This window comes from Rothia sp. HMSC071B01, from assembly GCF_001808945.1.
In the GTDB taxonomy this organism is placed as follows: domain Bacteria; phylum Actinomycetota; class Actinomycetes; order Actinomycetales; family Micrococcaceae; genus Rothia.
Genome location: NZ_KV795070.1, coordinates 288,953 through 312,376 on the forward strand (window position 1 = coordinate 288,953; position 23,424 = coordinate 312,376).

Sequence of the window (23,424 nt, forward strand, 5' to 3'; positions counted from 1 at the left end):
AGTGGAATGCTATGGACTACCCCAACCTGCTTGAGACTGCTTTCGACGAGTTTAGTGCTGCGCCCGCCGCCGGTAATAATGCCGCTGTCGGGGATTCAGCAGGCGCGCCGCAGCTGCTCATCTGGAGGCAGATCCGCTGGTCCAACCGCCGCCCGCTCATTGAAGTGGAACCGGTCGTGCCCGGCGGGGTCGCGGAAGGAACTCATAACCGGGCGTCTCAAGCGGCGGGGGAGAGCGCCCCTAACCAGGAAAGCAACCCTGCGCAGCGTGGCGTTCCGAGCGGGGTTCGCATCCAGATTCCGCTGACCCCCGGCGCCTACCTGGGGCTGCGCATTCCGCGCGATAGCGAGGGGGAACTCTACCGCTACTGCGCCGGCTACACCACCGGTACGAGCAATGACGCCGCCCCCGAATCCGCGGGAATCCGCCGCGTACCCTGTCCCGAAGGTGCCCGCATCCAGCGTGGCCAGCAGTGCCCGCGCTGCACCGCCCGCGACGAATTTACCGCCCTGCACAGTGCGCACCTGTACCCCGGAACGCTCACCGAATCCATGCGCGCCTACGCCATGCTGGAGCATCGCCTCTACATCGCGACCTTCCCCGACGGCACGCACAAGGTCGGCACGAGCTCCCTGCATTCGACCCCGCGCCGCCTGGACGAGCAGGCGGTCGCCACCGCCACCTACATTGCGCTCGCACCCGACGGCCTTGCCATTCGCCGCGCCGAAGACGCCGTGACCGCCCTCGCGAAGATTCCGCAGGTCAAGCAGGTAGCGAGCAAGTACCGCGCCTGGACGAACCCGTTGCCTGGCGCGCAGCTTCGCTCTGCCCACCAGGAGGCGGTTGCCCGCGCCCGCGAAGCGCTCGCCGAACTGGCGCGCACCGAGCCGGAGGTGCCGCTCACCGCCCTGGATGAGCCGTGGATTCCGTCGCTTGCCATGAACCGCCCGTATGCGGTGTTGCGTGCGCAATCGCCCGAACCTCTGGCACCCTGCGATTCTGGTCTGGAGAGTGGGGCGGCTGGCTTCTTTTGTACGGGTGCGGCGGGTCAGTTTTTGAGCGCCCACACCGGCGATGCTGACGCGGCGTTCCTGGTGAATACTGCCGCGTGGCGGAATGTACTCGTGGAGCCGGCGCAGGAGTTCACGCGGGTGAGGGTGCAGGGTTCTCTGTTCTAGATGGGTTCACTGTACTAGGCGGGTTCGCTGTTCTAATACCCCCGGCGCTCCGCTCTAGCCGGAGCCCCGCACCAAACCCCTGCGCCAAACCCCCCCCGCACCCCCTGCGCCAAAACCCCAGTAACCCCGCCCCGTCCGGCATGAGCGAACGATACCGCTCCCCACATTCAGCCGTTAGCGTGCGTGTACTAAAATGGTAAGCATGTCCAAACCCCTCATTCGTCTTCTCGGCCAGGGCGTACGCGCCGCGACTAAGCTTCGCGGCGGCGGCTCCGCCTTCCCCGGCCTTGTCATGGAAAAATTGCACCCCGACTTCGTCGCTGAAGAGCTCGCGAAGCTGCCCTACGGCGTGGTTGTTGTCTCCGGCACGAACGGTAAGACCACCACCACGAAGATGGCTGTGCAGCTGCTTGAAGCTCAGGGTCTGAAGGTTTTCACTAACCGCACCGGTTCGAACTTTGTGCGCGGTGTCGCTGCGGCACTGCTGGGCGAGATGACCCTCGGCGGCAAGCTTGACGCTGATATTGCTGTGCTTGAGCTGGACGAGGCGCACGCCGTGCACTTCGTCAAGGCCGTCAAGCCCGACTACGCTCTGCTGCTGAACGTCCTGCGTGACCAGCTGGACCGCTTCGGTGAGATTGACACGACCCGCCGCATGCTGGCGACCGTCGCCTCCGCAACGACCGGTACCGTGGTGCTCAACCGTGAGGACCCGCGCATCCGCTCCCTCGCTGAGAACGTGCAGCCTGGCGTGACCGTCAAGTATTACGGTCTGGATGAGTCCTTGCGCTCGTACTTCCCCTCGGATGATGAGATGCGCGGCGGCACCGTCGCGAAGGCGACCCTGCCCGATGCCGACGTCACCCTGACCGCGTTCTCCGGCACCTCCGCAACCTTCGATCTGGCGGGTGTGGAGCGAGTCGGCGAGATCAACCTCTACGGCATTTACAACATCTTCAACGCGGCTGGCGCTATGGCACTGACCCGCGCCGTCATGGGCGAGAAGCTCAACGAAGATAAGCTCATCGCGGAGCTGGCGAAGATTACCCCCGCCTTCGGTCGCGGTGAGACCCTGAACGTGAACGGCCGCCCGTTGCAGCTGCTGCTCGTGAAGAACCCGAGCGGTTTCCGCCTGTCCCTGGCGAGCGCGAACGCTGACGACTACGCCACCATGATTACGATTAACGACCAGTACGCTGACGGTCGTGACGTGTCCTGGCTGTGGGATGTCGACTTCGACAGCTTGAAGAAGACCGGCGTGCAGATGGTTTCGGGTGTGCGTGCCTGGGATATGGCGCTGCGTCTGGAGCATGACGGCGTGAAGGTTGACGAGGTCAACGAGAACCTTGCCGATGCGCTCAAGGGCTTCATTGCCTCCAGTGGTAACGCGCCCATGCGTATTTTCTGCACCTACACCGCAATGCTGGCTCTGCGTGAAGAGCTCGCAAAGATCACTGACGTTGAGAGGGTTTCCTAATGACGGCAACTCACACTTTTGAGGGCACCCCCGCCTCCGGCCCCAATAACGGTAAGACTCTGCGTATTCTGCAGCTGTACCCGCTCGACATGAACATTTACGGCGACTGGGGTAACACCCTGGCGTTGGCTCGTCGCGCGCAGGCGCACGGCTTTGACGTGCAGATTCTGGACCACAACCCCGGTCAGCCTTTCCCGGAAGATGTTGACATTATTCTGGGTGGCGGCGGTCAGGACTCCGGTCAGTCCGTGATTCAGGATGACCTGCACGCGAACGGTGATACGCTGCGCTCGCTGGCTGAGGCTGGCGTGCCGATGCTCGTCATTTGTGGCCTGTACCAGCTGTTCGGCAAGGAATTCCGCACCCGTGAGGGTGAGGTGCTGAAGGGCATCGGCATTTTTGATGCCCACACGGTCGGCGGCGATGACCGCCTGATCGGCAACATTGTTGAGGAGTCTGAGGAGTTCGGCACCGTGATTGGTTTTGAGAACCACTCGGGCCTGACCTACCTGGGTTCCGGCTGCACCCCGCTGGCTACCGTCACCAAGGGTGAGGGCAACAACGTGACCGATGCGTATGAGGGTGCGCGCGTGCACAACGTGATTGGCACCTATCTGCACGGTTCGCTGCTGCCGAAGAACCCGAAGATTTCGGATTACCTGATTGAGCAGGCGGCTCAGCGTAAGTTTGGCGAGTTCACGCCGAACACGATTGACGACTCGCTGGTGGAGAAGGCGCGCGCTTCGGCTGCGTCCCGCCCCCGCTAGCCTATTCCTGGCGGTGGCGTGCACTTTCTGAGGTGGTGTGCGCCTCCGCTACGGTATAGTTATGTGAGTACAGTACGGTGCGTGGGACGTTTCGCCGTGTCCGCACAGAGGTTTTGACTAAGGGAGATACGAATGTCCGGTCACTCTAAATGGGCGACTACTAAGCACAAGAAGGCTGCTATCGACGCTAAGCGCGCGAAGGCTTTCGCGAAGTTCATTAAGGCAATTGAAGTTGCGGCACGTATGGGCGGCGCTGATATTGCTGGTAACCCCGCTCTTGACCTGGCTGTGTCGAAGGCGAAGAAGAACTCCGTTCCTAACGACAACATTGACCGCGCAATCAAGCGTGGCGCTGGCCTGACCGGTGAGACCATTGACTACACCGAAATCATGTACGAAGCACGCGGCCCGCAGGGTACCGCTCTGTACATTGAGTGTCTGACCGATAACCGTAACCGCGCAGCGTCTGAGGTTCGCCTGGCTGTGACCCGTAACGGCGGCACCATGGCTGACCAGGGTTCGGTTGCGTTCCTGTTCGAGCGTAAGGGCGTTGCTGAGGTCACCAAGACTGACGGTCTGACCGAGGACGACGTTCTGATGGCTGTTCTGGATGCAGGTGCTGAAGAGGTTCTGGACGAGGGCGATATCTTCACCGTTGTGTCCGCAGCGACCGACCTGCCTGAGATCCGTAAGGCACTGGACGAGGCTGGCCTGGAGTACAACAACGACGACCCGGTCTTCCGCCCGACCATGCAGGTTGACCTGGACGCTGAGGGCGCTAAGAAGTTCATGAAGCTGGCAGACGCTATTGAAGAGCTCGACGACGTTCAGAACGTCTACTCGAACGCTAACGTCTCTGACGAGGTTATGGCAGAGCTGGAAGCTGAGTAATCACTCGGATTCTGATATCTGATGCTTGAAGAAGCCGCTCCTTTAACCGAGCCGCCGTAGGGTGGCTGGTTGGGGGAGTGGCTTCTTAGCGTTTTGGGGATGCGCGGGGTACTTTTCGCAGGGCGCGCGGTGACTGTTTACGCGGTGATCGCGCGTGTGGTGACTGTGCTCGTTATGACCGTGCTCGTGGCACGCCCCGGTGCCGGGTGCTAGGATTCTGAAGGGCTAGAATCTAGAGATTCTATAGGGAGTTTGTCGAAAGGGGAGATGATGGCCGCCGCTCAACCTGCCGCACGCGATAGCATGCGCGAGAACCGTACCGCCGCCGCCGTGGAGCGTGTGCCGGGTGCGACCCGCATCATGGGTGTTGACCCGGGCCTGACCCGTTGCGGTTTCTCCATGCTCGATATGACCGCCGACCGTAAGGCGCACTTCGTGAACGTGGGTGTTGCCGGCACAATCCCGGCGGAGTCCCTGGATCAGCGTATTCTCTGGATTTTCAACGCCGCCTCCCACTGGCTCGACACCTATAAGCCGGATGCCCTGGCGATTGAGCGTATCTTCGCTCAGGAGCAGGTGAACACGGTGATTGGTACGGCGCATGCTTCGGGCGCGGTGATTTCTGCGGCGGCAATGCGCGGCGTGCCGGTGTTCTTCCATACCCCCTCGGAGGTGAAGGCGGCGGTGACCGGTAGCGGCCGCGCGGACAAGGCGTCCGTGGGTCGCATGGTGACCCGCATTTTGGGGCTGGATTCCATGCCGAAGCCCGCGGACGCGGCCGACGCGCTGGCCATCGCCATCTGCCACGGCTGGCGCGGCGGCGGCATCGGTTCGGGTATTAACATGTCGGCGCAGACGCAGACTCACCAGGGTTCACGCCCGGCGCAGGCTCGCCGTGGTGGGTCGCTGACCCCCGCGCAGCGCGCCTGGATGGAGGCAGAGGCGCGCGCTCGCCGCTAACTGGCGGGGCGTGTGTGAGTCTTCTGAGCGCTCGCAGGTATTCGCTAAGAAGTTCGAATATATGCTTGATTTCAGAAGAAATATTCTAATATACTTGTAGTGTCTCCCCGTCGAACTGGGGGAGTGCGTTCTGTGGGTGCCGGAGTGCCCGGTGCCCTCACACTGCCGCGAGCCCTAATTCGGGGCGCGGTGTTGAAAGGTGGAGAGAAATGATTGCATCCCTGACCGGTCGTGTGGCTCAGGTGGGCCTTGATCATGCGGTGATTAACGTGAACGGTTTCGGCATGCTCGTGTACGCGACCGCGCGTACTCTCTCCAAGCTGCGCACCGGTGAGGAAGCTACCGTGCTGACCACCATGATTGTGCGTGAAGAGTCGATGACTCTCTATGGTTTTTCGGAGCCTGCCGAGCGTGAAGTGTTTGACATGATGCTCTCGGTTTCCGGTATTGGTCCGCGTATTGCGCTGGCGGTGCTGAGTGTTCATACCGCTTCGGAGGTGGAGCGTGCCGTGGCGACCGGTGACGATAAGGCGTTCACGAAGGTTCCCGGTATTGGCCCGAAGGGCGCCCGCCGTATTGTGCTGGAGCTTGCCGGCAAGCTGATTCTGAGCGATGGTCAGACCGATGAGCTGCCGCTGAGCCAGGGCATTGTTTGGAAGCCGCAGGTGCTTGACGCCCTCACCTCCCTGGGCTGGAGCGAGAAGGACGCTTCCGCCGCTATTGACGCTTACGTGAAGCACAACCCTGCCGCAGAGACTGAGCCGGTGGGTGTGGCTCTGCGCGGTGTGCTCGCCTCCTTGGGTACTCAGAACACGGTGGGCCGCCACTAGACCGCGCGCCCTGTTCGATGTATCCCACTCAAACTTTTGTGAAAGAAGAATTCTATGAGCCAGAATCCCTATGAGCCGCAGCTCTCTGGCGGGTATTTTCCCGGCCAGGCACCCGGCACTCAGGCGTCTTCAGCTCCCGCCCAGCGCCTTGTGGCGATGGAAGAAGAGCCCGAAGAGAAGATGATTGAGGCGGCACTGCGCCCTAAGTCCCTGGACGACTTTGTGGGTCAGCGTCGTGTGCGTCAGCAGCTGTCCCTGGTGCTGGAGGCTTCGAAGATGCGTGGCCGTAGCGCCGACCATGTGCTGCTCTCGGGACCTCCCGGTCTGGGTAAGACCACTCTCGCGATGATTATTGCGGCGGAGATGGAGGCGCCGCTACGCATCACCTCTGGCCCGGCGATTCAGCATTCGGGTGATTTGGCGGCGATTCTGTCTTCGCTGACCCCCGGTGAGGTGCTGTTCCTGGATGAGATTCACCGCATGAGCCGCCCGGCTGAGGAAATGCTCTACATGGCGATGGAAGATTTCCGTGTGGATATTGTCGTCGGTAAGGGCGCGGGTGCGACTTCCATTCCGCTGGAGCTGCCGCAGTTCACCCTGGTGGGTGCGACGACTCGTGCGGGTCTGCTGCCCGGCCCTCTGCGTGACCGTTTCGGTTTTACCGGCCACCTGGAGTTCTACTCGGTGGAGGAGCTTGAGCTGGTGCTGCGCCGCAGCGCGGGCCTGATGGACATGCAGATTACCTCCGAGGGTTTCACGGAGATTGCCGGTCGTTCCCGCGGCACGCCGCGTATTGCGAACCGCCTGCTGCGCCGTGTGCGTGACTGGGCGCTGGTGAACGGCGTGGACCGCATCAACGCGACCGATGCCGCAACCGCGCTGGACATGTACGAGGTGGATTCGCGCGGCCTGGACCGCCTGGACCGCGCCGTGCTGGAGGCGCTGATTCACAAGTTTGGCGGCGGCCCGGTGGGCCTGTCCACCCTCGCCATTGCGGTGGGTGAAGAGACGGAGACCGTGGAGACGGTTGCCGAACCGTACCTGGTGCGTGAGGGACTGATTGGCCGTACCCCGCGCGGTCGTGTGGCTCTGCCCGCGGCGCGGGAGCACCTCGGCTTGGAAGCGCCGGAGATTCAGCTCTAGATCCACATCAGCTCTAGACCCGTATCACTTTAGCCCCGCACCAGCTGATAACACTGTAGTAGCCCGTGGGAGGTATCCGCCTCCCGCGGGCTTCTCTGTGCCCCCGGTATCTCTTCTGCAGGGGCGGTAGTTCTTCTGCAGGCGCGGCAAGCTCTTCTACCGGTTCTGCAGGCTCCATCGAGCTCTGCCCGGCTCTGTCGGCGACATAAAATTACGCCGAGAGAGTCCAAAACTCAGGTTAACCTCACAAAAACGCTGGTTCGGGGCGCTAAAGCTCATGCTCTCGCGTAGGATGGATACGTACTGTATCTACGATTCCACACCTTCTGGTACGCTCAACCCTCGCGGTGAGCGGCACGGGTGCGGATGTGAAAGTGAGACCATGGATTTTAACCTCCTGATTATGATCGCCATGATGGCGCTGCTGGCATGGATGATGTTCTCTGCCCAGAAGCGTCAGCGTAAGCAGATGGAGGAACTGCGCGCAATGCAGCAGTCTCTCGTCCCCGGCACCCAGGTGATGACTGGTTCAGGTATCTACGGCACCGTTGTCAGCACTGACCTTGAGAACAACAAGCTGCAGCTTCAGATTGCGGACGGTGTTGTTATCACCCTGGCACTGAACGCGATTATGGCCGTCATTGAGGAGGAAGCCCCCGCAGCGCCCCTGACCGAGGACGCGTACGAGGCTACCGCATCCGAAGCTCCCGCTTCCGATACCTCTTCTGATACTGCTAAGTAATTCAGAGCGTATGAGCCCGGCGCCCAGTGAGCGGCGTCGGGTTTTCGCGTTACGGAATCTGTAGAATACTCAATACTATTCACACGAAGAAGGAACATTATGGCTAAGCGTTCACCGCTTGCAGCCGCGCGAGGGGCGCTCCTCTCGATGGTCCTGCTCATGGTTGTTATGGCTGCCGGTATTTTCGGCACCACCTACTCGGGAGGTTCTTGGGCACCGAAGCTCGCCCTGGACCTTTCGGGTGGTACTCAGATGATTCTTTCTCCGAAGGTCAATGGCTCTTCGGATGAGAACGTCTCCCAGGAGCAGCTGAACCAGGCGGTTGAGATTATTCGTCAGCGCGTTGATGGTGCCGGCGTTTCGGAGGCGGAGGTTACCACCTCTTTCGGCTCGGGCAATAACGTGGTTGTTTCGGTTCCCGGAACGATTAGCGCTGAGACTCGTCAGCTGATTCAGGCGTCTGCAAATATGACGTTCCGCCCGGTGCTGCTTTCTGGTGCCGGTACTGCGGTGGCTGAGGATGCCCGCACTGCGGACGATAAGCTGCCCAAGCCCTCCGCGGAGCCGACTGACGGCTCTGACCGTAACTGGATTACTGCGGACCTGTACAAGCAGTACGAGGCGAAGGACTGCACCGCGGCACGTAATGAGGATGCCGATAGTGCTGACCCGACTAAGCCGATGGTGGCGTGTTCCACTGACGGTCAGGAGAAGTACATTCTGGGTCCTGTGGAGCTGAGCGGTAGCGATATTTCTACCGCAAGCCACTCGCAGGAGACGACCGGTCAGGGCGTGACTACGGGCCGTTGGGCTGTGAACATTCAGTTCAACGATGCTGCTCGTGAGAAGTTCCAGAACATTACTTCTCGCCTGAACGCGATTCGTGCGCAGAACGCAAATGATCCGCGTGCCCGCTTCGCGATTCTGCTGGACGGCAAGGTGCTGTCCTCCCCGGTGTCGCAGGCAGTGATTTCTGACGGTAAGCCGCAGATTACCGGTAACTTCACTGAGCAGGAGGCGAAGGCTCTCGCCGATCAGCTCAAGTACGGTGCCCTGCCGATTAGCTTCACGATCCAGTCGGAGCAGCAGATTTCTGCGACCCTGGGTTCGGAGCAGCTGCGTGTGGGTCTGCTGACTGGCCTGATTGGTCTGCTGCTGGTGTTTGTCTACTCGCTGTTCCAGTACCGTCTGCTGGGCTTTGTCACGATGATGTCGCTGGTTGTGGCTGGCATCATTTCGTATGAGGCGATTGCGCTGCTGGGTTGGGCGTTGAACTACCGCCTGTCCCTGGCTGGTGTGGCGGGTCTGATTGTGGCGATTGGTGCTACGGCTGACTCGTTCATCGTCTACTTCGAGCGTATCCGTGATGAGATCCGTGCGGGCCGCACAATCCCGTCGGCGGTGAACCACGGTTGGCAGCGTGCATCCCGCACTATCCTGGCGTCGAAGGCTGTGAACCTGCTGGCTGCTGTGGTGCTGTACGTGGTGTCGGTTGGTTCGGTGAAGGGCTTCGCGTTCACCCTTGGTTTGACTGCGATTGCTGACCTTGTGGTCGTGTACCTGTTCACCCACCCGATGCTGACTCTGCTGGCGAATACTCGTTACTTCGGTGAGGGTCACCGCCACTCGGGCTTGTCGCCTGAGTCGCTGGGCGCTACGCCGCTGTACCGTGGTGCCGGTCGCCTCCGCAGCCCGGAGGAGAAGCAGCTGAGCATTGCTGAGCGTCGCCGTGCAGAGCGTGCTGCCGCTGAGGCTGACGAGTCTGCTTCTGATGAGAAGAAGGAGAGCTAAGCATGGCTACCGATGTGAAACCTAATGCTTTTGCCCGCTTCGGTAATGACCTGCATTCGGGCGCCCGCTCGTACCCCTTCGTGGGTAAGCGCCGCCTGTGGCTGCTGCTTGCGGCTGTGCTGATGGCGGTTTCGGTTCTGATTCCGGCTGTTGGTGGCGGCTTCAACCTGGGTATTGATTTCCGTGGCGGTTCGGAGTTCGTGGTCTCGAAGACCGCGCACGTTGATACTGCTACGGGTGAGCGCATTATTCACGAGAAGGCGAAGGACGCTTCGGATGTTCGCGTGACCAATATTGCGCCGGGTACGATTCGTGCCCAGATGAGCAAGCTCAGCGATGATGAAACTCTGCAGGTGAAGGCGGCTCTGCAGGAGGGTTACGGCGTCTCTGAGAATGACGTGACCTCTTCGTTTGTGGGCCCGACCTGGGGTGCGGATGTGACCCGTCAGGCGTTCTGGGGTCTGGTCGCGTTTGTGGTGCTTGCGCTGATTGGTATGGCGTTCTATTTCCGCACCTGGAAGATGTCGCTGGCGTCTATTGCGGGCCTGTTTTTCACCGTGGTGGTGACGGTTGGCCTGTACGCCGCGTTCGGCTTCGAGATCACTCCGAGTGCAATTATTGGTTTCTTGACGATTCTGAGCTACTCGCTGTACGACTCGGTGGTGGTGTTCGATAAGATCCGCGAGAACACCGAGGATGTGTTGGAACGCCGCGACACGACCTTTGCCGAGCAGATTAACCTGGCCGTGAACCAGACCCTGGTCCGTTCGATTAACACCGCTATTGTGGGTGTTCTGCCGGTGGGCGCGATCTTGTTCATTGGTGCGTTCATCCTGGGTGCGGGTACTCTGCAGGACCTGTCCCTGTCGCTGTTCGTGGGTATTCTGGTGGGCATGTTCGGTACGCTGTTCGTATCTGCGCCGCTGTATGCTTCGCTGCGTTTGGGTGAGCCTCAGATTCGTGAGCACACCGCGAAGGTGGAGAGCGGCAACTTCAAGGATGCCGAGGATGCTGACGAGGCTGAGGGTGACTCTTCGGAGGAGCCCGCCGAGGCTGAGAAGGCTGCGAAGTCTGAGAAGTCCGCAAAGTCTGAGGAGCCTGCTGACAAGGCGACCGAGGACGAGAAGGCAACCGAGAAGCCCGCTAAGAAGCCGGCACGTGCAACCATTGAGATTCACCGCGTGAACCTGAACGGTTAGCCAACGTCCCGCCAGCGCTACTGGCGTTGCTAACGATAGGGGAGTCGATACCGAGAGGTGTCGGCTCCCCTTTAGCGTGCCCGTGCATCCACCCGGATATTCGCTCAGAAAACGCGCTCGGGCGTGTTAAAACGTCGCATAGTTTGGCGCGTTCCAGACCGCTGGGTAGGATAAGAAGTGAAGATACTGTGCGCTCGCGTTTGAGCCTGCTGATGGCCGGTTCGGCCGGTGTAGCCCTCAATGATGAGGAACCTGAGTGTGCGGCTGATTATCTTGAGCCCAAAGGAGCCTGGAATGAGTGCAGAACCTGCCGTGAACACCAACGCTGAGAACCCTGCAGGGACCGCCGAGAAGCCCGCGGTTCGGCCCGCTGGCCCGATTCCTCTGCCTGAAACTGATTCGTCTGACGCAAAGAAGAAACGCGGCTCGCACCGCGTCATGGCTGCTGGCGGACGTGTGCCGAACCGCCTCGTCTTCGGTAGCCGCAGCAGCAAGATGGAGGCGTCCGATTCGCACGGCGGCACCATCCGTTTCTCCCCGATGATCGCGCCGGTCGTACGTGCCGTGCGCCGCTACCACCCGGATGAGGACATCCAGGTGCTGCAGCGCGCCTACGAGGTGGCGAACCGCTGCCACGAGGGTCAGAAGCGTAAGAGTGGCGACCCGTACATCACCCACCCTGTCGCTGTGACCGCGATTCTTGCGGAGATGGGCGCGACCGGCCCCGTGCTCGCCGCCGGCCTGCTGCACGACACCGTGGAAGACACCGACTACACGATGGAGCAGCTCACCGAAGAGTTCGGCGAGGAGGTCGCCTACCTGGTCGACGGCGTGACCAAGCTGGATAAGATGACCTACGGTGAGAACGCCTCCATTGAGACGATTCGTAAGCTCGTGCTGTCCATGAGCAAGGACATTCGCGTGCTGCTCATTAAGCTTGCCGACCGCCTGCACAACGCCCGTACCTGGCGTTTCGTGCCGCAGGCTTCCGCCGCGAAGAAGGCGGAGGAGACCCTGAAAATTTACGCGCCGCTCGCGCACCGCCTGGGCCTGAACACGATCAAGTGGGAGCTGGAGGACCTCTCCTTCGCCGCCATGAGCCCGGAGATTTACGCCGAAATGGTGCGCATGGTCGGCGAACGCACCCCCGCGCTCGAAAAGTTCCTGAACGAGGCACGCACCAAGATTACGGAGCGTCTGAAAGACGTGGGCATCGACGCGACCGTGACGGGCCGCCCGAAGCACTACTACTCGATTCATCAGAAGATGAAGACGAAGGGCCGCAGCTTCGACGAGATTAACGACATCCTCGCCGTGCGCATCATGGTCGAGGAAGAGGCGGAATGCTACACCGTGCTCGGCCACGTGCTGTCCCTGTGGCCGTCGATGACTGGCCGTTTCAAGGACTACATTAAGAACCCGAAGAACAACAACTACCAGTCGCTGCACCTGACCGTGTACGGCCCGGGCAACCTGCCGCTTGAGATTCAGATCCGCACCTACAAGATGCACGAAGAAGCTGAGTACGGTGTGGCTGCGCACTGGCGCTACAAGGCGGCGTCGCGCGGCGAGAAGGTCGCTGCTCGTGGCGGTGCGCCCGCGAAGGACCCGAAGGAGCCGGGCACCCAGACCTCGGCGATGATGAACGTCGGCATCCTGCAGTCTATTGCCGAGATTTCGAACTCCAACCCGGAGTCGGAGAAGTTCTATGAGTCGCTCGCTGACACCCTCGACACCGACGAAATCGTCGTACTTACCCCCAACGGCGAGGCAATCGCCCTGCCCAACGGCTCCACCCCCGTGGACTTCGCCTACGCCATCCACAGTGAGGTCGGCGACCGCACGGTTGGCGCGAAGGTCAACGGCCGCCTCGTGCCGCTGCACACGGTCCTGCCTACCGGCGCGACCGTGGAGATTATGACCACGAAGAACGAAGACGCCGGACCCAGCGAGGACTGGCTGAAGTTCGTTCGCTCCTCACGCGCTCGCACGAAGATCCGCCAGTATTTCGCGAAGGAACGCCGCCTGGAGGCGCTACTCGCCGGCCGCGAGATGCTCACCAAGAGCATGCGCAACAGTGAGCTGCCGCTGCAGAAGATGATGAGCCCGGAGATTATGACTCAGGTGGCTCAGCTGCTGCACAAGAACGATGTGGCGTCGCTGTACCGTGCGATTGGTGAGCACGAGATCGCGCCGAAGCAGGTCATTGACACCCTCGTTGAGGTGCACCGTGGCGACGAGCCGGCACCCGAGGTTGAGGTCAGCGACTTTGACGAGACGCTGCTGAAGTCGACCCGCAAGGCGATTGGCGATAACGGTGTGATTGTGCCGGGTGCTGAGGGTGTGCTGACGAAGATTGCGCGTTGCTGCACCCCGGTTCCGCCGGATGACATTATCGGCATTGTGACCCGCTATAACGGTATTTCGGTGCATCGCCGTGACTGCCCGAACATGCGTAACGCTGACGAGGAGCCGCGCGTGACGACGGTCGAGTGGGCGTCTTCGCCGACCGCTACGTACCGTGTGCAGATTCAGGTGGAGGCGCTGGACCGTAAGGGCCTGCTGAGCGACCTGATTCGTGCGATTTCTGAGTCGGGTGTGAACATTCTGGATGCGCGCGTGCACACTTCGGAGGATCGTACCGTGGTGGACCGCTTCGCCCTGGAGCTGGGTGACCGTTTCATGCTGGAGCACGTGCTGAACGTGGTCCGTAACGTGACGGGCGTGTACAAGGCGTACCGCCTGACCGGCGCGAAGCCCTCGGAAGCGTAGGCTCTTTAGAAATATCCTTCATGTGTTGATTTTTGGGTGCTGGTTTTTGTACTCTTGAGTTAACCGTTCGGCCCGCTACTCTTGATGGAGTAGACGGGCCGGATTTCTATTTTCTGGTCTTTACGTTGAGAAGCGGGTTGGGTTCCATAATGACGAACCAGTACGCACAGGTCGTTCTCATTAGGCATAATGAATGTGGTGGCAATGGTCGCCGCTACACATACAACGAAATGGTTTTTATATGTCTATTGAAAAGGCAAACGCTTACACTTTCTCTTGTTTGGAGTATTTGGGCCGTGAGCTTGATCCGCTGCTGACTCGCTTGGTGGTGGAGAAGGGGGTGATGTCCCAGTCTCAGGTAGAGGAGTATGGCTGGGTTTCTATTCTGCTTTACTTGGATGATCAGCGTAAGCGCAAGGTGGAGTTGAGCCGTTACAACCCGCGAGACGTTCAGCTTCAGTTGCGTATGCTGACTGAGCCGGTAGGTACTCCGGAGCGGAAGCACCCATTTGAGCCTGATTCGAGCCGTACCGTGGGTACGTATGCGCAGGATTTGCGTATTTTCCGCAACAAGAAGATGCACGGCAGGGATATGAACCGCAATGATGCGGTGCGTATCTACGATTCGGCGGCGCGTCTTTTTGAGGCGTTGGGTGCGCCGGAGCAGCAGGAGTGGTGTGAGAGCCAGCTGAACCGTGTGCATGCTGATTTGTTTGGTGCTGGTGAGGTGGCACCGGTTCGTCGTGAGCTGGATGAGGAGGTTCGTCAGGCTGTGTCGACTGCCCGTGAGGTGAAGACTGAGGTGTCTGCGCCTCGTGGTGCGTTTACTCGCCCGGCACCGGTTTCTCGACCCGCCCAGCCTGCGGCTCCTGCTTCGGCTTCTCAGCCGGCATCGGTCTCTGATTCCTCGGTTCCTCCGCTGTGTCTTGCGGTGGGGGAGGGTCGTTACCCCTTTGAGCCGTGGGAGCCGATTTCGTTGGGTGACCGTGACATTTTTGATTCGCTGCGCAGTAAGCGTTCTAAGGAGCAGATGTCTGCTGCTCTTGAAGAGATTGTGTCTGCTGAGGGCCCGGTTCAGGCTGATCGTTTGGCGACTTTGGCGGCGCAGTGCTTTGGTGTGAGCCGTTTGGCGAAGAAGAACCGTGACTGGATTATCCGTTTGGCGGACCGCATGCCTGAGCTGCAGGTGGATGAGCATAAGTTCGTGTGGCACGTTGAGGAGCCGCGCGAGGAGTATGGCGAGTTCCGTCCTTCGGTTGATGGTGCGGTGCGCGAGTTTGACCAGATTAGTCCGGTTGAGATTGCGAATGCGTGGCGCTTCTATGAGCAGAATCCTGAGCTGATGGATGATGGTCAGGACGTTGAGTCGGCTGTGTTGGCGACCTTTGGCCGTAAGCGTCGTACCGCGAAGGTTAAGGCTCAGTTGGAGCTGGCTAAGGCGCTGCTTGCGGCGTAGTTTTTTCACTCACTTTTTAATCACTCACATGTAAAGGTTATTTTCATGGCTGAAATTTACGATAATCTTGGTTACCTTCCGCAGGGGGAGGGTAAGGGCGCGAAGCTTGCTGACGCGCTGCATCGCACGATGGAGTACTATGACCGTCTGGATATTGCGACGGGCTATATGAACTTGAGCGCGTGGAGCGAGTTCGCCGGTGAGATCGCATCGGCTCCTTATGAGCCCTGCGAGGATCCGAAGAAGAACGTTCCGGTGGCTCGTATTCTGCTGGGTATGGTGCCGCGTTCGGTGACGGAGCAGATGTATCGTGAGGCGCAGGCGGAGATGCGCGGCGAAGAATCGCCGTCTGTGGAGAACAACGAACGCCCGGGCTACCGCGATGAGCTGGTTCAGCATTTGCGTGGCCAGCTGATGGCTGGTGGTACGAGTTCTTCGCGTCGTCAGGCTTTGTTGACCCTGAAGGAGCATTTGGAGTCTGGCCGTGTGCAGATGAAGGTGTACACGAAGCAGGCATTGCACGGTAAGACGTATATTGCGCATAAGGCGGACCTGCGCGGCCCGTATTCGGTCGTAGGCTTCGTCGGTTCTTCGAACTTTACTCACCCGGGTTTGCACACGAATTTGGAGCTCAATGTTGAGTTGACTGATTCGGATCATGCGGCGAAGTTGAAGAATTGGTTTGAGGATCTGTGGAGTGAGCGTACGTCGTTTGATATTACCCGCGAGATTATTGATTTGATTGATCAGTCGTGGGTTGAGCCGGCTGACCCGTATGACGTGTATATGAAGGTCTGCTACGAGCTGTCTGAGGATGCTCGTTTTGGTGAGCAGGAGTATGCGCTTTCTCCGCGTTTGGAGCATATGCTGATGGATTACCAGAAGTCGGCTGCTCATACTTTGGCGCGCCGTTTGATGCGCCGTGGCGGCACGATGCTGGGTGACGTGGTGGGTCTGGGTAAGACTTTGACTGCGATTGCTGTGGCGTCGATGTTGCAGAACGAAGAGAATATGCGCGTTCTGGTGTTGTGCCCTAAGAACTTGGAGCAGATGTGGAATCAGCATCTGGGTGAGTATGACGTGGTGGGTAAGGTGGTTCGCTATTCGATGGCGGCTGCTGAGTTGCCTGATTTGGCGCGTTATCAGCTGGTGATTTGCGATGAGTCGCATAATCTGCGTAATGAGAAGACGCAGCTGTGGGGTGCTATTAAAGAGTACATCTCGCGTAATGAGTCGCGTGTTCTGCTTCTGACTGCGACCCCGTTTAACCTTTCGTTTAGCGATGTGAAGGCGCAGCTGGCTCTGTACCTTGATGAGGACGCTGACCTGGGTATTATTCCGGAGAAGGGCCTGGAGAAGTACTCGAAGAAGTTCGACAAGCTGGAGGGCAACCTGTCGACCCTGCGTGCTTTTGAGATTTCTGAGGAACCGGAGGATTGGCGCACGCTGATGAGTGACCATCTGGTACGTCGTACTCGTGCGTACACGAAGCGCCAGGCGCCGACGGAGATGTGGACTTCTCCTGATGGTTTGGTGACGAAGGAGCGTAGCTACCTGGAGCTGTCGACGGGTAAGTTCTATTACCCGGATTGGGTGTCGCAGCCGGTGAGCCATAGTTTTAAGGCTGATGACCCTGCCCGTTTTATGGAGGATGACCAGACCCTTGATGATTTGAGGGATTTGCGTCTGCCGCGTTATGACATTTCGGGGTATGACAACCCGAGTGCATACCATTCTCCGGAGGATAAGGCGATTATTGAGGCGGCTCGTTCGGGTCGCGGTAATGTGCGTGGCTTTGTGCTTTCGGGCTTGTATAAGCGTTTGAGCTCTTCGGGTTATTCGTTTATTCAGTCGTTGACTCGTCAGTTGATTCGTAACGAGCTGTGGATTTACGCGATTGACCATCAGCTGAGTGTTCCGACGGGTAGTTTCTCGGATGACCAGTTGGGTCTGGAGGGTTCTGACGCGGCTGACTTTGAGTCTGTGGATGGCCTGCAGGTTCAGGACCTGAGCGGAAACCTGGAGCAGATGTATGAGAGCCTGGTTCAGAGTGCACCGGCTCAGACGAAGTGGGTTTCCTCGACTGTGTTTACGTCTCGTCTGCGTGATGATTTGCAACATGATAGCGAGCTGATTAAGGCTATGCTGGGGCGCTTTGGCGCGTGGCAGGTTGAGACTGACTCGAAGCTGCATGCTTTGCGTGATTTGATTGAGCAGAAGCACGCGAACGATAAGGTGCTGGTGTTCACGGAGTATAAGGACACCGCGTACTACATTGCTGAGGGCCTGCGGAAGCTGGGCGTTGAGAATGTGGAAGCGGTGGCTGGTGATACGAAGGATCCTGCATTGTATGCTCGTCGTTTCTCGCCGGTGTCGAACCGTGTGCCGACGGAGCAGGCATCTGATGCGGAGGCTCCTGCTTTGAACGGTCCTGAGTTGCGTGTGCTGGTAGCTACCGACGTGCTGTCTGAGGGGCAGAACCTTCAGGATGCTCACGTGGTGGTGAACTATGACTTGCCGTGGGCGATTATTCGTTTGATTCAGCGTGCGGGTCGTGTGGACCGTGTTGGTCAGGTTCATCATGAGGTGAACGTGTATCTGATTTCGCATCAGACGGTGGAGAAGACTTTGAAGTTGCGTTCGCGTATTCGTGAGCGTTTGGAGTCTGCTGCTGAGGCTTTTGGCGCTGATCAGGCCTTCTTTACTGATATGTCTTCTGATGATGCTACGGCTCGTACTCTTGAGGATTTCTACTCGGGCAATCTGGATAGTTCGGAACCTGAGGAAGAGGGTATTGATGTGGTGTCTGAGGCTGCGGAGCGTTGGGCTGATTTTGCGAAGAAGTACCCTGAGGATGCTGAGCGGATTATGAAGATGCAGGATAAGCGTTTGGCTACTCGTGCGTTGCGCGGTGAGTCGAGCGTTCATCCGGCGGATGATAATGCTGTGATGGTGTCGTATGTGCGCACGAACTCTGAGATTGACCTGTTCGCTTTGGCTGAGTATGACCCAGATTCTGGTTCGGTGAAGAAACGTACGGTTTTTCCAGCGCAGGCTTTGGGCTTGTTCTATGCTGAGCGTTCTACTCCAGGTGAGGTGACGAGCCCGGAGGAGTATGACCTGCAGCAGAAGTTGACTCAGTATGTTTTGCGGCAGGAGGGCACGGCGCAGGGTAATCTGCGTGGTGTACGTCGTCAGGTGTGGAACCGCTTCTCTAGGACTGATAACACGGCTTTGTTGGAGACCTTGCAGTTGGAGGAGCGGGAGCAGGATGTGCTGAATAAGCTGCACCATTACCCGCTCCGTCGTCAGGCTGAGTCTGAACTGCGCCGTATGTTGCGCCGTAAGGTGGATGATCGCTCTTTGTTGGATGCGTTGTTGCGTATGCACCAGGATGATGCGTTGTTGGTGAAGGAAGCTGACCTTAAGACTGCTCGCGTGGTGTGTTCCATGTCGATGGTAAACCCTGATTCTGTGGGCGAGTCGCCTTCTATCTAGTTTGCCTTTTCTGAGGCTTAGATCGGCGGTGCGGGGCGTACCATACGCCCTGCACCGTGGGTTTGAATAGTTTTGTAGTGAGCCGAGTGTTTGGTTTGCTGTTTTTCGTGAGGAGTATTGTATGGCTGTTACGTGGCCTGATAGCAAGTATGAAGCGGCTCGCGGGTACCTTGTTGGTGCCCGGATTAAGGATTTTTTTGTTGAGTCTTTGGGCTGGGATTCCCCGCGCCGTGGGGCCTACAAGACGCAGACTGTGAAGGTGGATGACCCGCTGGTTCCTTCTGGCGTGTTGAATGTGGAGTGTGTGGCGGCGCAGTCGGGCATCCCGGTGTGGGTGTGCCGTGTGGACCGTATTCCGTCGAACACTTCGCAGCTTGAGGTTGACCGCACGTTGCGTGCGTTGAGCATGCACCGCCTGTGCATTTTTGTGCAGGAGGGTGTTGGTTTTACGCCGCGTCAGGTGTGGCGTTGGCCGAGCGCTTCGTCGTCGCGTTTGACTCGTCATGAGCTGTTGGTGACGGATGAGGCTCAGGTTGAGGCGCTGTTGGAGCGTTGTGCTCTGCTGTATCTGACCTCTGATGACATTGCGAATGGCGTGTCGATTCTGGGTCTTCTGGACCGTATGCGTCGTGGTTTTGATGTTGAGACGGTGAATGAGACTCGTGTTGCGTCGAACCAGATGGCGGATCTTTTTGAGTCGTTGGTGAAGGCCGGCATGTCTGAGGCTCAGATTTCGACGGTGATGGCGCGCCTGCTGTTCTTGCTCTTTGCTGATGATACGCAGATGTGGTCTGAGTCTGAGGATTCAAACTCGTTTGAGCGGATGATTCGTGACACCCACCAGGAGGGTACGGATCTGGCTCAGCGCCTGAATGAGCTCTTTGACCTGTTGAATAAGAAGCCTTCGGGTGCTTCTGCTGTGGCGGATGCTCCGGAGTATCTGTCTGGCTTTAAGTACGTGAATGGTGGCATGTTTGCGGACGTTGTGCCGCTTCCTGCTGAGATGAGCGGCGCGGTGGCGAAGACGTTCCGTCAGCAGCTGTTGGCGACTTCGGAGCGTGATTGGTCGAAGGTTTCTCCGGCTATTTTCGGCTCGATGTTCCAGTCGGTGCGTGACGCGAAGACTCGCCGTGAGATGGGTGAGCACTATACCTCGGAGGAGGACGTGCTGAAGACCCTGAACCCGCTGTTCTTAGATGAACTGCGAGATAAGCTCACGAACGCGGAAGATAAGTCGGATGAGCCGACTCGTCTGCGTAACCTGCGCCGTGAACTGGCGAATATTCGCTTCATTGACCCTGCTTGTGGCTGCGGTAACTTCATCATTATTGCCTACCGTGAGATGCGTAAGCTGGAGCTGGACGTCTTGGTACGTATGCGTGATTTGAATGAGCTGGACACGAAGTTCGCATACAACAAGCACGGAGAATCTTCGCTCATGTTGGGTGAAGCGGGGACGCGTCAGGGCCCTATTAACCGTGTACGTTCATTAGAACCGCTAGTGTCGATTGATAACTTTTATGGTCTGGAGCTTGACCCGTGGCCTGCCTCAATTGCGCGTACGGCAATGTTTTTGGTGGAGCGTCAGATGGACCAGAAGATGATGGAGGAATTCGGCTATGCTCCAGTGCGTCTTCCTCTGGCCCATAGCGCCCACATTCTTGAGGGCGATGCTCTGACTGAGATTGATGAGGCCTCGGGCGAGCAGGTGGACCGTGATTGGTCGAAGGTTTTGCCGGTGACCCCGCAGGACGTGGCTGACGGCGTGCGCGTCTACATTGCGGGTAACCCGCCTTTTGTGGGTCAGGCGAAGAAGGGTGATGCTCAGGATCAGGGTATGCGCTTGGCGTGGGGCGAGGACTATGCCGGGTACCTGGATTTTGCGACGGCGTGGTTGGCTAAGGCTGCTCGCTACCTGAAGACCTTGCAGGAGCAGACTGAAGCGCTGGATGTGAAGGTGGTTCCTGGTGATTTTGCCTTCGTGTCTACGAATTCGATTGTTCAGGGTCAGCCGGTTGCTTCGCTGTTTGCGCCGTTGTTCCGTGATGGCTGGCGTATTAAGTTTGCGTATCGTACGTTCCCGTGGGAGTCGGAAGCCGCGGGAAAGGCGGCGGTGCACTGTGTGATTACGGGCTTTACTCGCTCGGAGGCCCCGGAGAAGTCTCGTACTGTTCGAGTGTTTGACTACGATTGGTCGACTCGCCGAACGGTAGAGCAGGAGCCGGTTCATACTCTGAACGCCTACCTGGTGGAGGGCCCGAATGTACTGGTGGAGAAACGATCTAAGCCTCTGTCTTCTTTGATTCCTGAGGTGGTGCGTGGAAGCCAGCCGACGGATGGTGGAAATCTAATCGTTGAGGTGGAGGACTACCCGGTGGTTACTGCTGACCCGGTGGCGGCTCGCTATCTGCGTCCCTTCGTGGGTGCTAAGGAGCTGGTGCAGGGGCTGGAACGCTGGTGCCTGTGGCTGGAAGACGCCTCGGAAGAGGAAATTGCTTCGAGTCCGGTACTGAGTGCTCGCGTGGCGGGGGTTGTCCACATGCGTGTGCAGAGTACAAAGAAAGTAACGCAGGAGCTTGCACAAACTCCTCACCTATTCGGTGAAATGCGCCAGCCGCTGGACCCTTACGTGTGCATTCCACGTGTAGTTTCTGCTAACCGTCCAGTTTTTACGGTTAAGCGTTTTTCTGCGGACACTATTGCAAGCGACGCTACGTTTACTGCTCTGGACCCGGATGGCTTCCTGTTCGCTCTGATCTCTTCTTCGATGTTTATCATCTGGCAGCGTACTGTTGGTGGTCAGCTGAAGTCTGATTTGAGGTTCTCGAATACGGTGGTGTGGAATAACCTTCCTCTGCCTGAGATTTCTGAGGAGCAGCGTCGTAAAGTGATTGCTGCGGGCCGTAAGGTGTTGGCGGCGCGTGAGGCAATTGAGGAGCGTGCGGGTGAGCCGGTGTCGCTGGCTGATATGTATGCTTCGTTGGCGACGATGGATCCGGCGTTGCGTGCGGCGCATGATGAGCTGGATTCTGCGGTGGATGTCGCGTTCGGCGCAACTCGTCGTTGTTCTTCTGAGGCAAAGCGTCTGGAGATTCTTTTCGAGCGCTATCAGGAGCTGACTGCGGCGGAGGAAGCAGCGAAGCCGGCTAAGAAGCCTCGCGCTCGCAGGCGAACCGCTAAGTAGCTGGTTCGATAGGTGAGGGCTGCGTGCTGGCTGAGTTATTCTCAGCGAGCACGCAGCCCTCCCGCATACCTGCACAATTTGACCGATTCAGGGGCAGAAATTCCGTAGGGAATCTATACTGAGGTTTGAGGGCGGATAGCACTCAGAATCTATGGGTATTTCCTCTTTTGATAAGGAGTTCTAATGTTTACACCCATTCACCGCGCCCTGGGTTTAGAACCGGGGAATCTTACAATGAACGATATCAATCAAGTCATAGCAGAGAAGGTGGAAGAGACAGCTGACCTTGATTGGAAGAAAAAGTTCTATGGCATACAAAACAATGCTGTGATGGAAGAAGTAGCAAAAGATATTGCCGCTATGGCGAATAGCGGTGGTGGCTGGATTGTCTTTGGTATTAAAGAAGATGGCGAGAATAATGCTGCTTCCTCAGTGAATCCTATCCAGTGGTCAGCAGATAATGAACGGCAAATTCGTAATATTGCCTACAGTAAGATTGGTCCGCCGGTTGCTGGTATTGAATTCTCTAAAATCCCTTGCGGAGAAAATCCTGATGATGGGTATGTTGTGCTTATGCATATTCCGGATTCAGTGGATGCTCCTCATTTTGCGAGGAAGGGCGATGATGCTTTTCGCGCCCCGTGGCGCAATGGGCCGCATACTGTGTTCATGACTGAGAGGGATATTGAGCGTGGTTTCCGTGAACGGTTCCAGCGTGGCGTTGAGCAGGAAAAGACCCTGCAGGGGTACTTTGAGCAAGCGACAGAAGCGCTTAACCCTGAACAAGGAGTATTCCTTGCCATCGCAGCTGTTCCTGTAAGCCCAAAAATCTCTGCAGGTTCAGTGGATAGAGACAAAGCTATTCAGCATACTACCCCGCGGGCATATTCCTATCTCATGGCTTCACAGCGAGGAAGTTGTTCAAAAGAAGAAAAAATCGAGACTGAATTTAACTTTATTTGGAGTCAAGGAGAATGCGTCAAAGGAATGCGCCAGTGGGTGGTACGAAGCTCTGCGCAAGCAGCCGCTAAATATCGTAAACACCTACATGATGACGGAACTCTGACGGGAGGTTATTGCCTTAGAAGAAATGTACGGGGCGTGCAATCTACTTCAGAACAGTATGTAGCTGGAGAAAATAATCATTGCAACTCTTTTAATGTAGAGAAGGCACTAATAGATTTCTTCTCCCTTCTCCGGGAACATGCACAAGAACGTAGTGTATCTGGGGGATTCCGTATTCGCGTTGGTTTGGTAGGCGATGCTAATAGCCCAATCGTCTTGAGAAACCATGATAAATTTACGTGGAATCTTATGCTTCAAAGCGAACCTGAACCAATCAAACGTTTTCAGCCGGTTTCTACATTTATTGATCCGCTGGCACCGATTGAGGATATCCTGCCGCCTTTGCGTGCTCTGGCTCTAGATATTGTGAACCAGGGCGGTATTCAGAACCTGCAGGTTATTGATGGGGAAGAGTCTTAGCCGGATTCATATCCCGCCCAGAAGCCACATGTGTTTCGAAAAGCCACTTCT

Annotated in this window: 15 protein-coding genes; all 15 read left to right on the forward strand. The window is 58.0% G+C overall.

Going from position 1 to position 23,424, the window contains the following annotated elements; all coding sequences use genetic code 11:
- Window positions 1-11 precede the first annotated feature (11 nt).
- The 15 genes from HMPREF2527_RS02755 (at window position 12) to HMPREF2527_RS02825 (ending at window position 23,373) form a co-directional block, all read left to right on the forward strand.
- On the forward strand, window positions 12-1,178 hold the full coding sequence (locus tag HMPREF2527_RS02755; RefSeq protein WP_070506194.1) for a hypothetical protein: 1,167 nt from the start codon (window positions 12-14) through the stop codon (window positions 1,176-1,178).
- Window positions 1,179-1,371: 193 nt separating this feature from the next.
- Complete coding sequence (locus HMPREF2527_RS02760) at window positions 1,372-2,655, forward strand: Mur ligase family protein (protein WP_070506195.1); 1,284 nt, start codon at window positions 1,372-1,374, stop codon at window positions 2,653-2,655.
- A complete protein-coding gene (locus HMPREF2527_RS02765; RefSeq protein ID WP_049342026.1) occupies window positions 2,655-3,422 on the forward strand; it encodes a type 1 glutamine amidotransferase in 768 nt (255 codons plus the stop codon). Before HMPREF2527_RS02760 ends, HMPREF2527_RS02765 begins: the two co-directional genes overlap by 1 nt.
- 132 nt (window positions 3,423-3,554) lie before the next feature.
- Window positions 3,555-4,313, forward strand: coding sequence for a YebC/PmpR family DNA-binding transcriptional regulator (locus tag HMPREF2527_RS02770; protein ID WP_070506196.1), 759 nt, complete (start codon window positions 3,555-3,557; stop codon window positions 4,311-4,313).
- Between the two features lie 270 nt (window positions 4,314-4,583).
- The gene (gene ruvC, locus HMPREF2527_RS02775; RefSeq protein WP_005505862.1) at window positions 4,584-5,273 is read left to right on the forward strand and encodes a crossover junction endodeoxyribonuclease RuvC; all 690 of its coding nucleotides are present in this window, start codon (window positions 4,584-4,586) and stop codon (window positions 5,271-5,273) included.
- Between the two features lie 209 nt (window positions 5,274-5,482).
- Window positions 5,483-6,103 (forward strand): Holliday junction branch migration protein RuvA, encoded by a 621-nt coding sequence (gene ruvA, locus HMPREF2527_RS02780; protein ID WP_070506198.1) that lies wholly within the window; start codon window positions 5,483-5,485, stop codon window positions 6,101-6,103.
- A gap of 156 nt (window positions 6,104-6,259) precedes the next feature.
- The gene (gene ruvB / locus HMPREF2527_RS02785) at window positions 6,260-7,246 is read left to right on the forward strand and encodes a Holliday junction branch migration DNA helicase RuvB (RefSeq protein WP_210390358.1); all 987 of its coding nucleotides are present in this window, start codon (window positions 6,260-6,262) and stop codon (window positions 7,244-7,246) included.
- Between the two features lie 382 nt (window positions 7,247-7,628).
- Entirely contained in the window at window positions 7,629-7,988 is a 360-nt protein-coding gene (gene yajC / locus HMPREF2527_RS02790; RefSeq protein WP_070506201.1) for a preprotein translocase subunit YajC, read from the forward strand.
- A gap of 99 nt (window positions 7,989-8,087) precedes the next feature.
- Window positions 8,088-9,779: a protein translocase subunit SecD gene (gene secD, locus HMPREF2527_RS02795; protein WP_049362687.1), complete on the forward strand. Its 1,692-nt coding sequence runs from the start codon at window positions 8,088-8,090 to the stop codon at window positions 9,777-9,779.
- Between the two features lie 2 nt (window positions 9,780-9,781).
- Window positions 9,782-10,978: a protein translocase subunit SecF gene (gene secF, locus HMPREF2527_RS02800; protein ID WP_070506204.1), complete on the forward strand. Its 1,197-nt coding sequence runs from the start codon at window positions 9,782-9,784 to the stop codon at window positions 10,976-10,978.
- A gap of 294 nt (window positions 10,979-11,272) precedes the next feature.
- On the forward strand, window positions 11,273-13,750 hold the full coding sequence (locus tag HMPREF2527_RS02805) for a RelA/SpoT family protein (RefSeq protein ID WP_070506211.1): 2,478 nt from the start codon (window positions 11,273-11,275) through the stop codon (window positions 13,748-13,750).
- A 241-nt stretch (window positions 13,751-13,991) separates the two neighbouring features.
- Entirely contained in the window at window positions 13,992-15,206 is a 1,215-nt protein-coding gene (locus HMPREF2527_RS02810) for a DUF3320 domain-containing protein (protein WP_246824751.1), read from the forward strand.
- A 45-nt stretch (window positions 15,207-15,251) separates the two neighbouring features.
- Window positions 15,252-18,704: a helicase-related protein gene (locus tag HMPREF2527_RS02815; RefSeq protein WP_070506215.1), complete on the forward strand. Its 3,453-nt coding sequence runs from the start codon at window positions 15,252-15,254 to the stop codon at window positions 18,702-18,704.
- 121 nt (window positions 18,705-18,825) lie between these two features.
- Window positions 18,826-21,888, forward strand: coding sequence for a DNA methyltransferase (locus HMPREF2527_RS02820; protein WP_070506216.1), 3,063 nt, complete (start codon window positions 18,826-18,828; stop codon window positions 21,886-21,888).
- A 183-nt stretch (window positions 21,889-22,071) separates the two neighbouring features.
- The gene (locus HMPREF2527_RS02825) at window positions 22,072-23,373 is read left to right on the forward strand and encodes an AlbA family DNA-binding domain-containing protein (protein WP_070506217.1); all 1,302 of its coding nucleotides are present in this window, start codon (window positions 22,072-22,074) and stop codon (window positions 23,371-23,373) included.
- Window positions 23,374-23,424 lie beyond the last annotated feature (51 nt).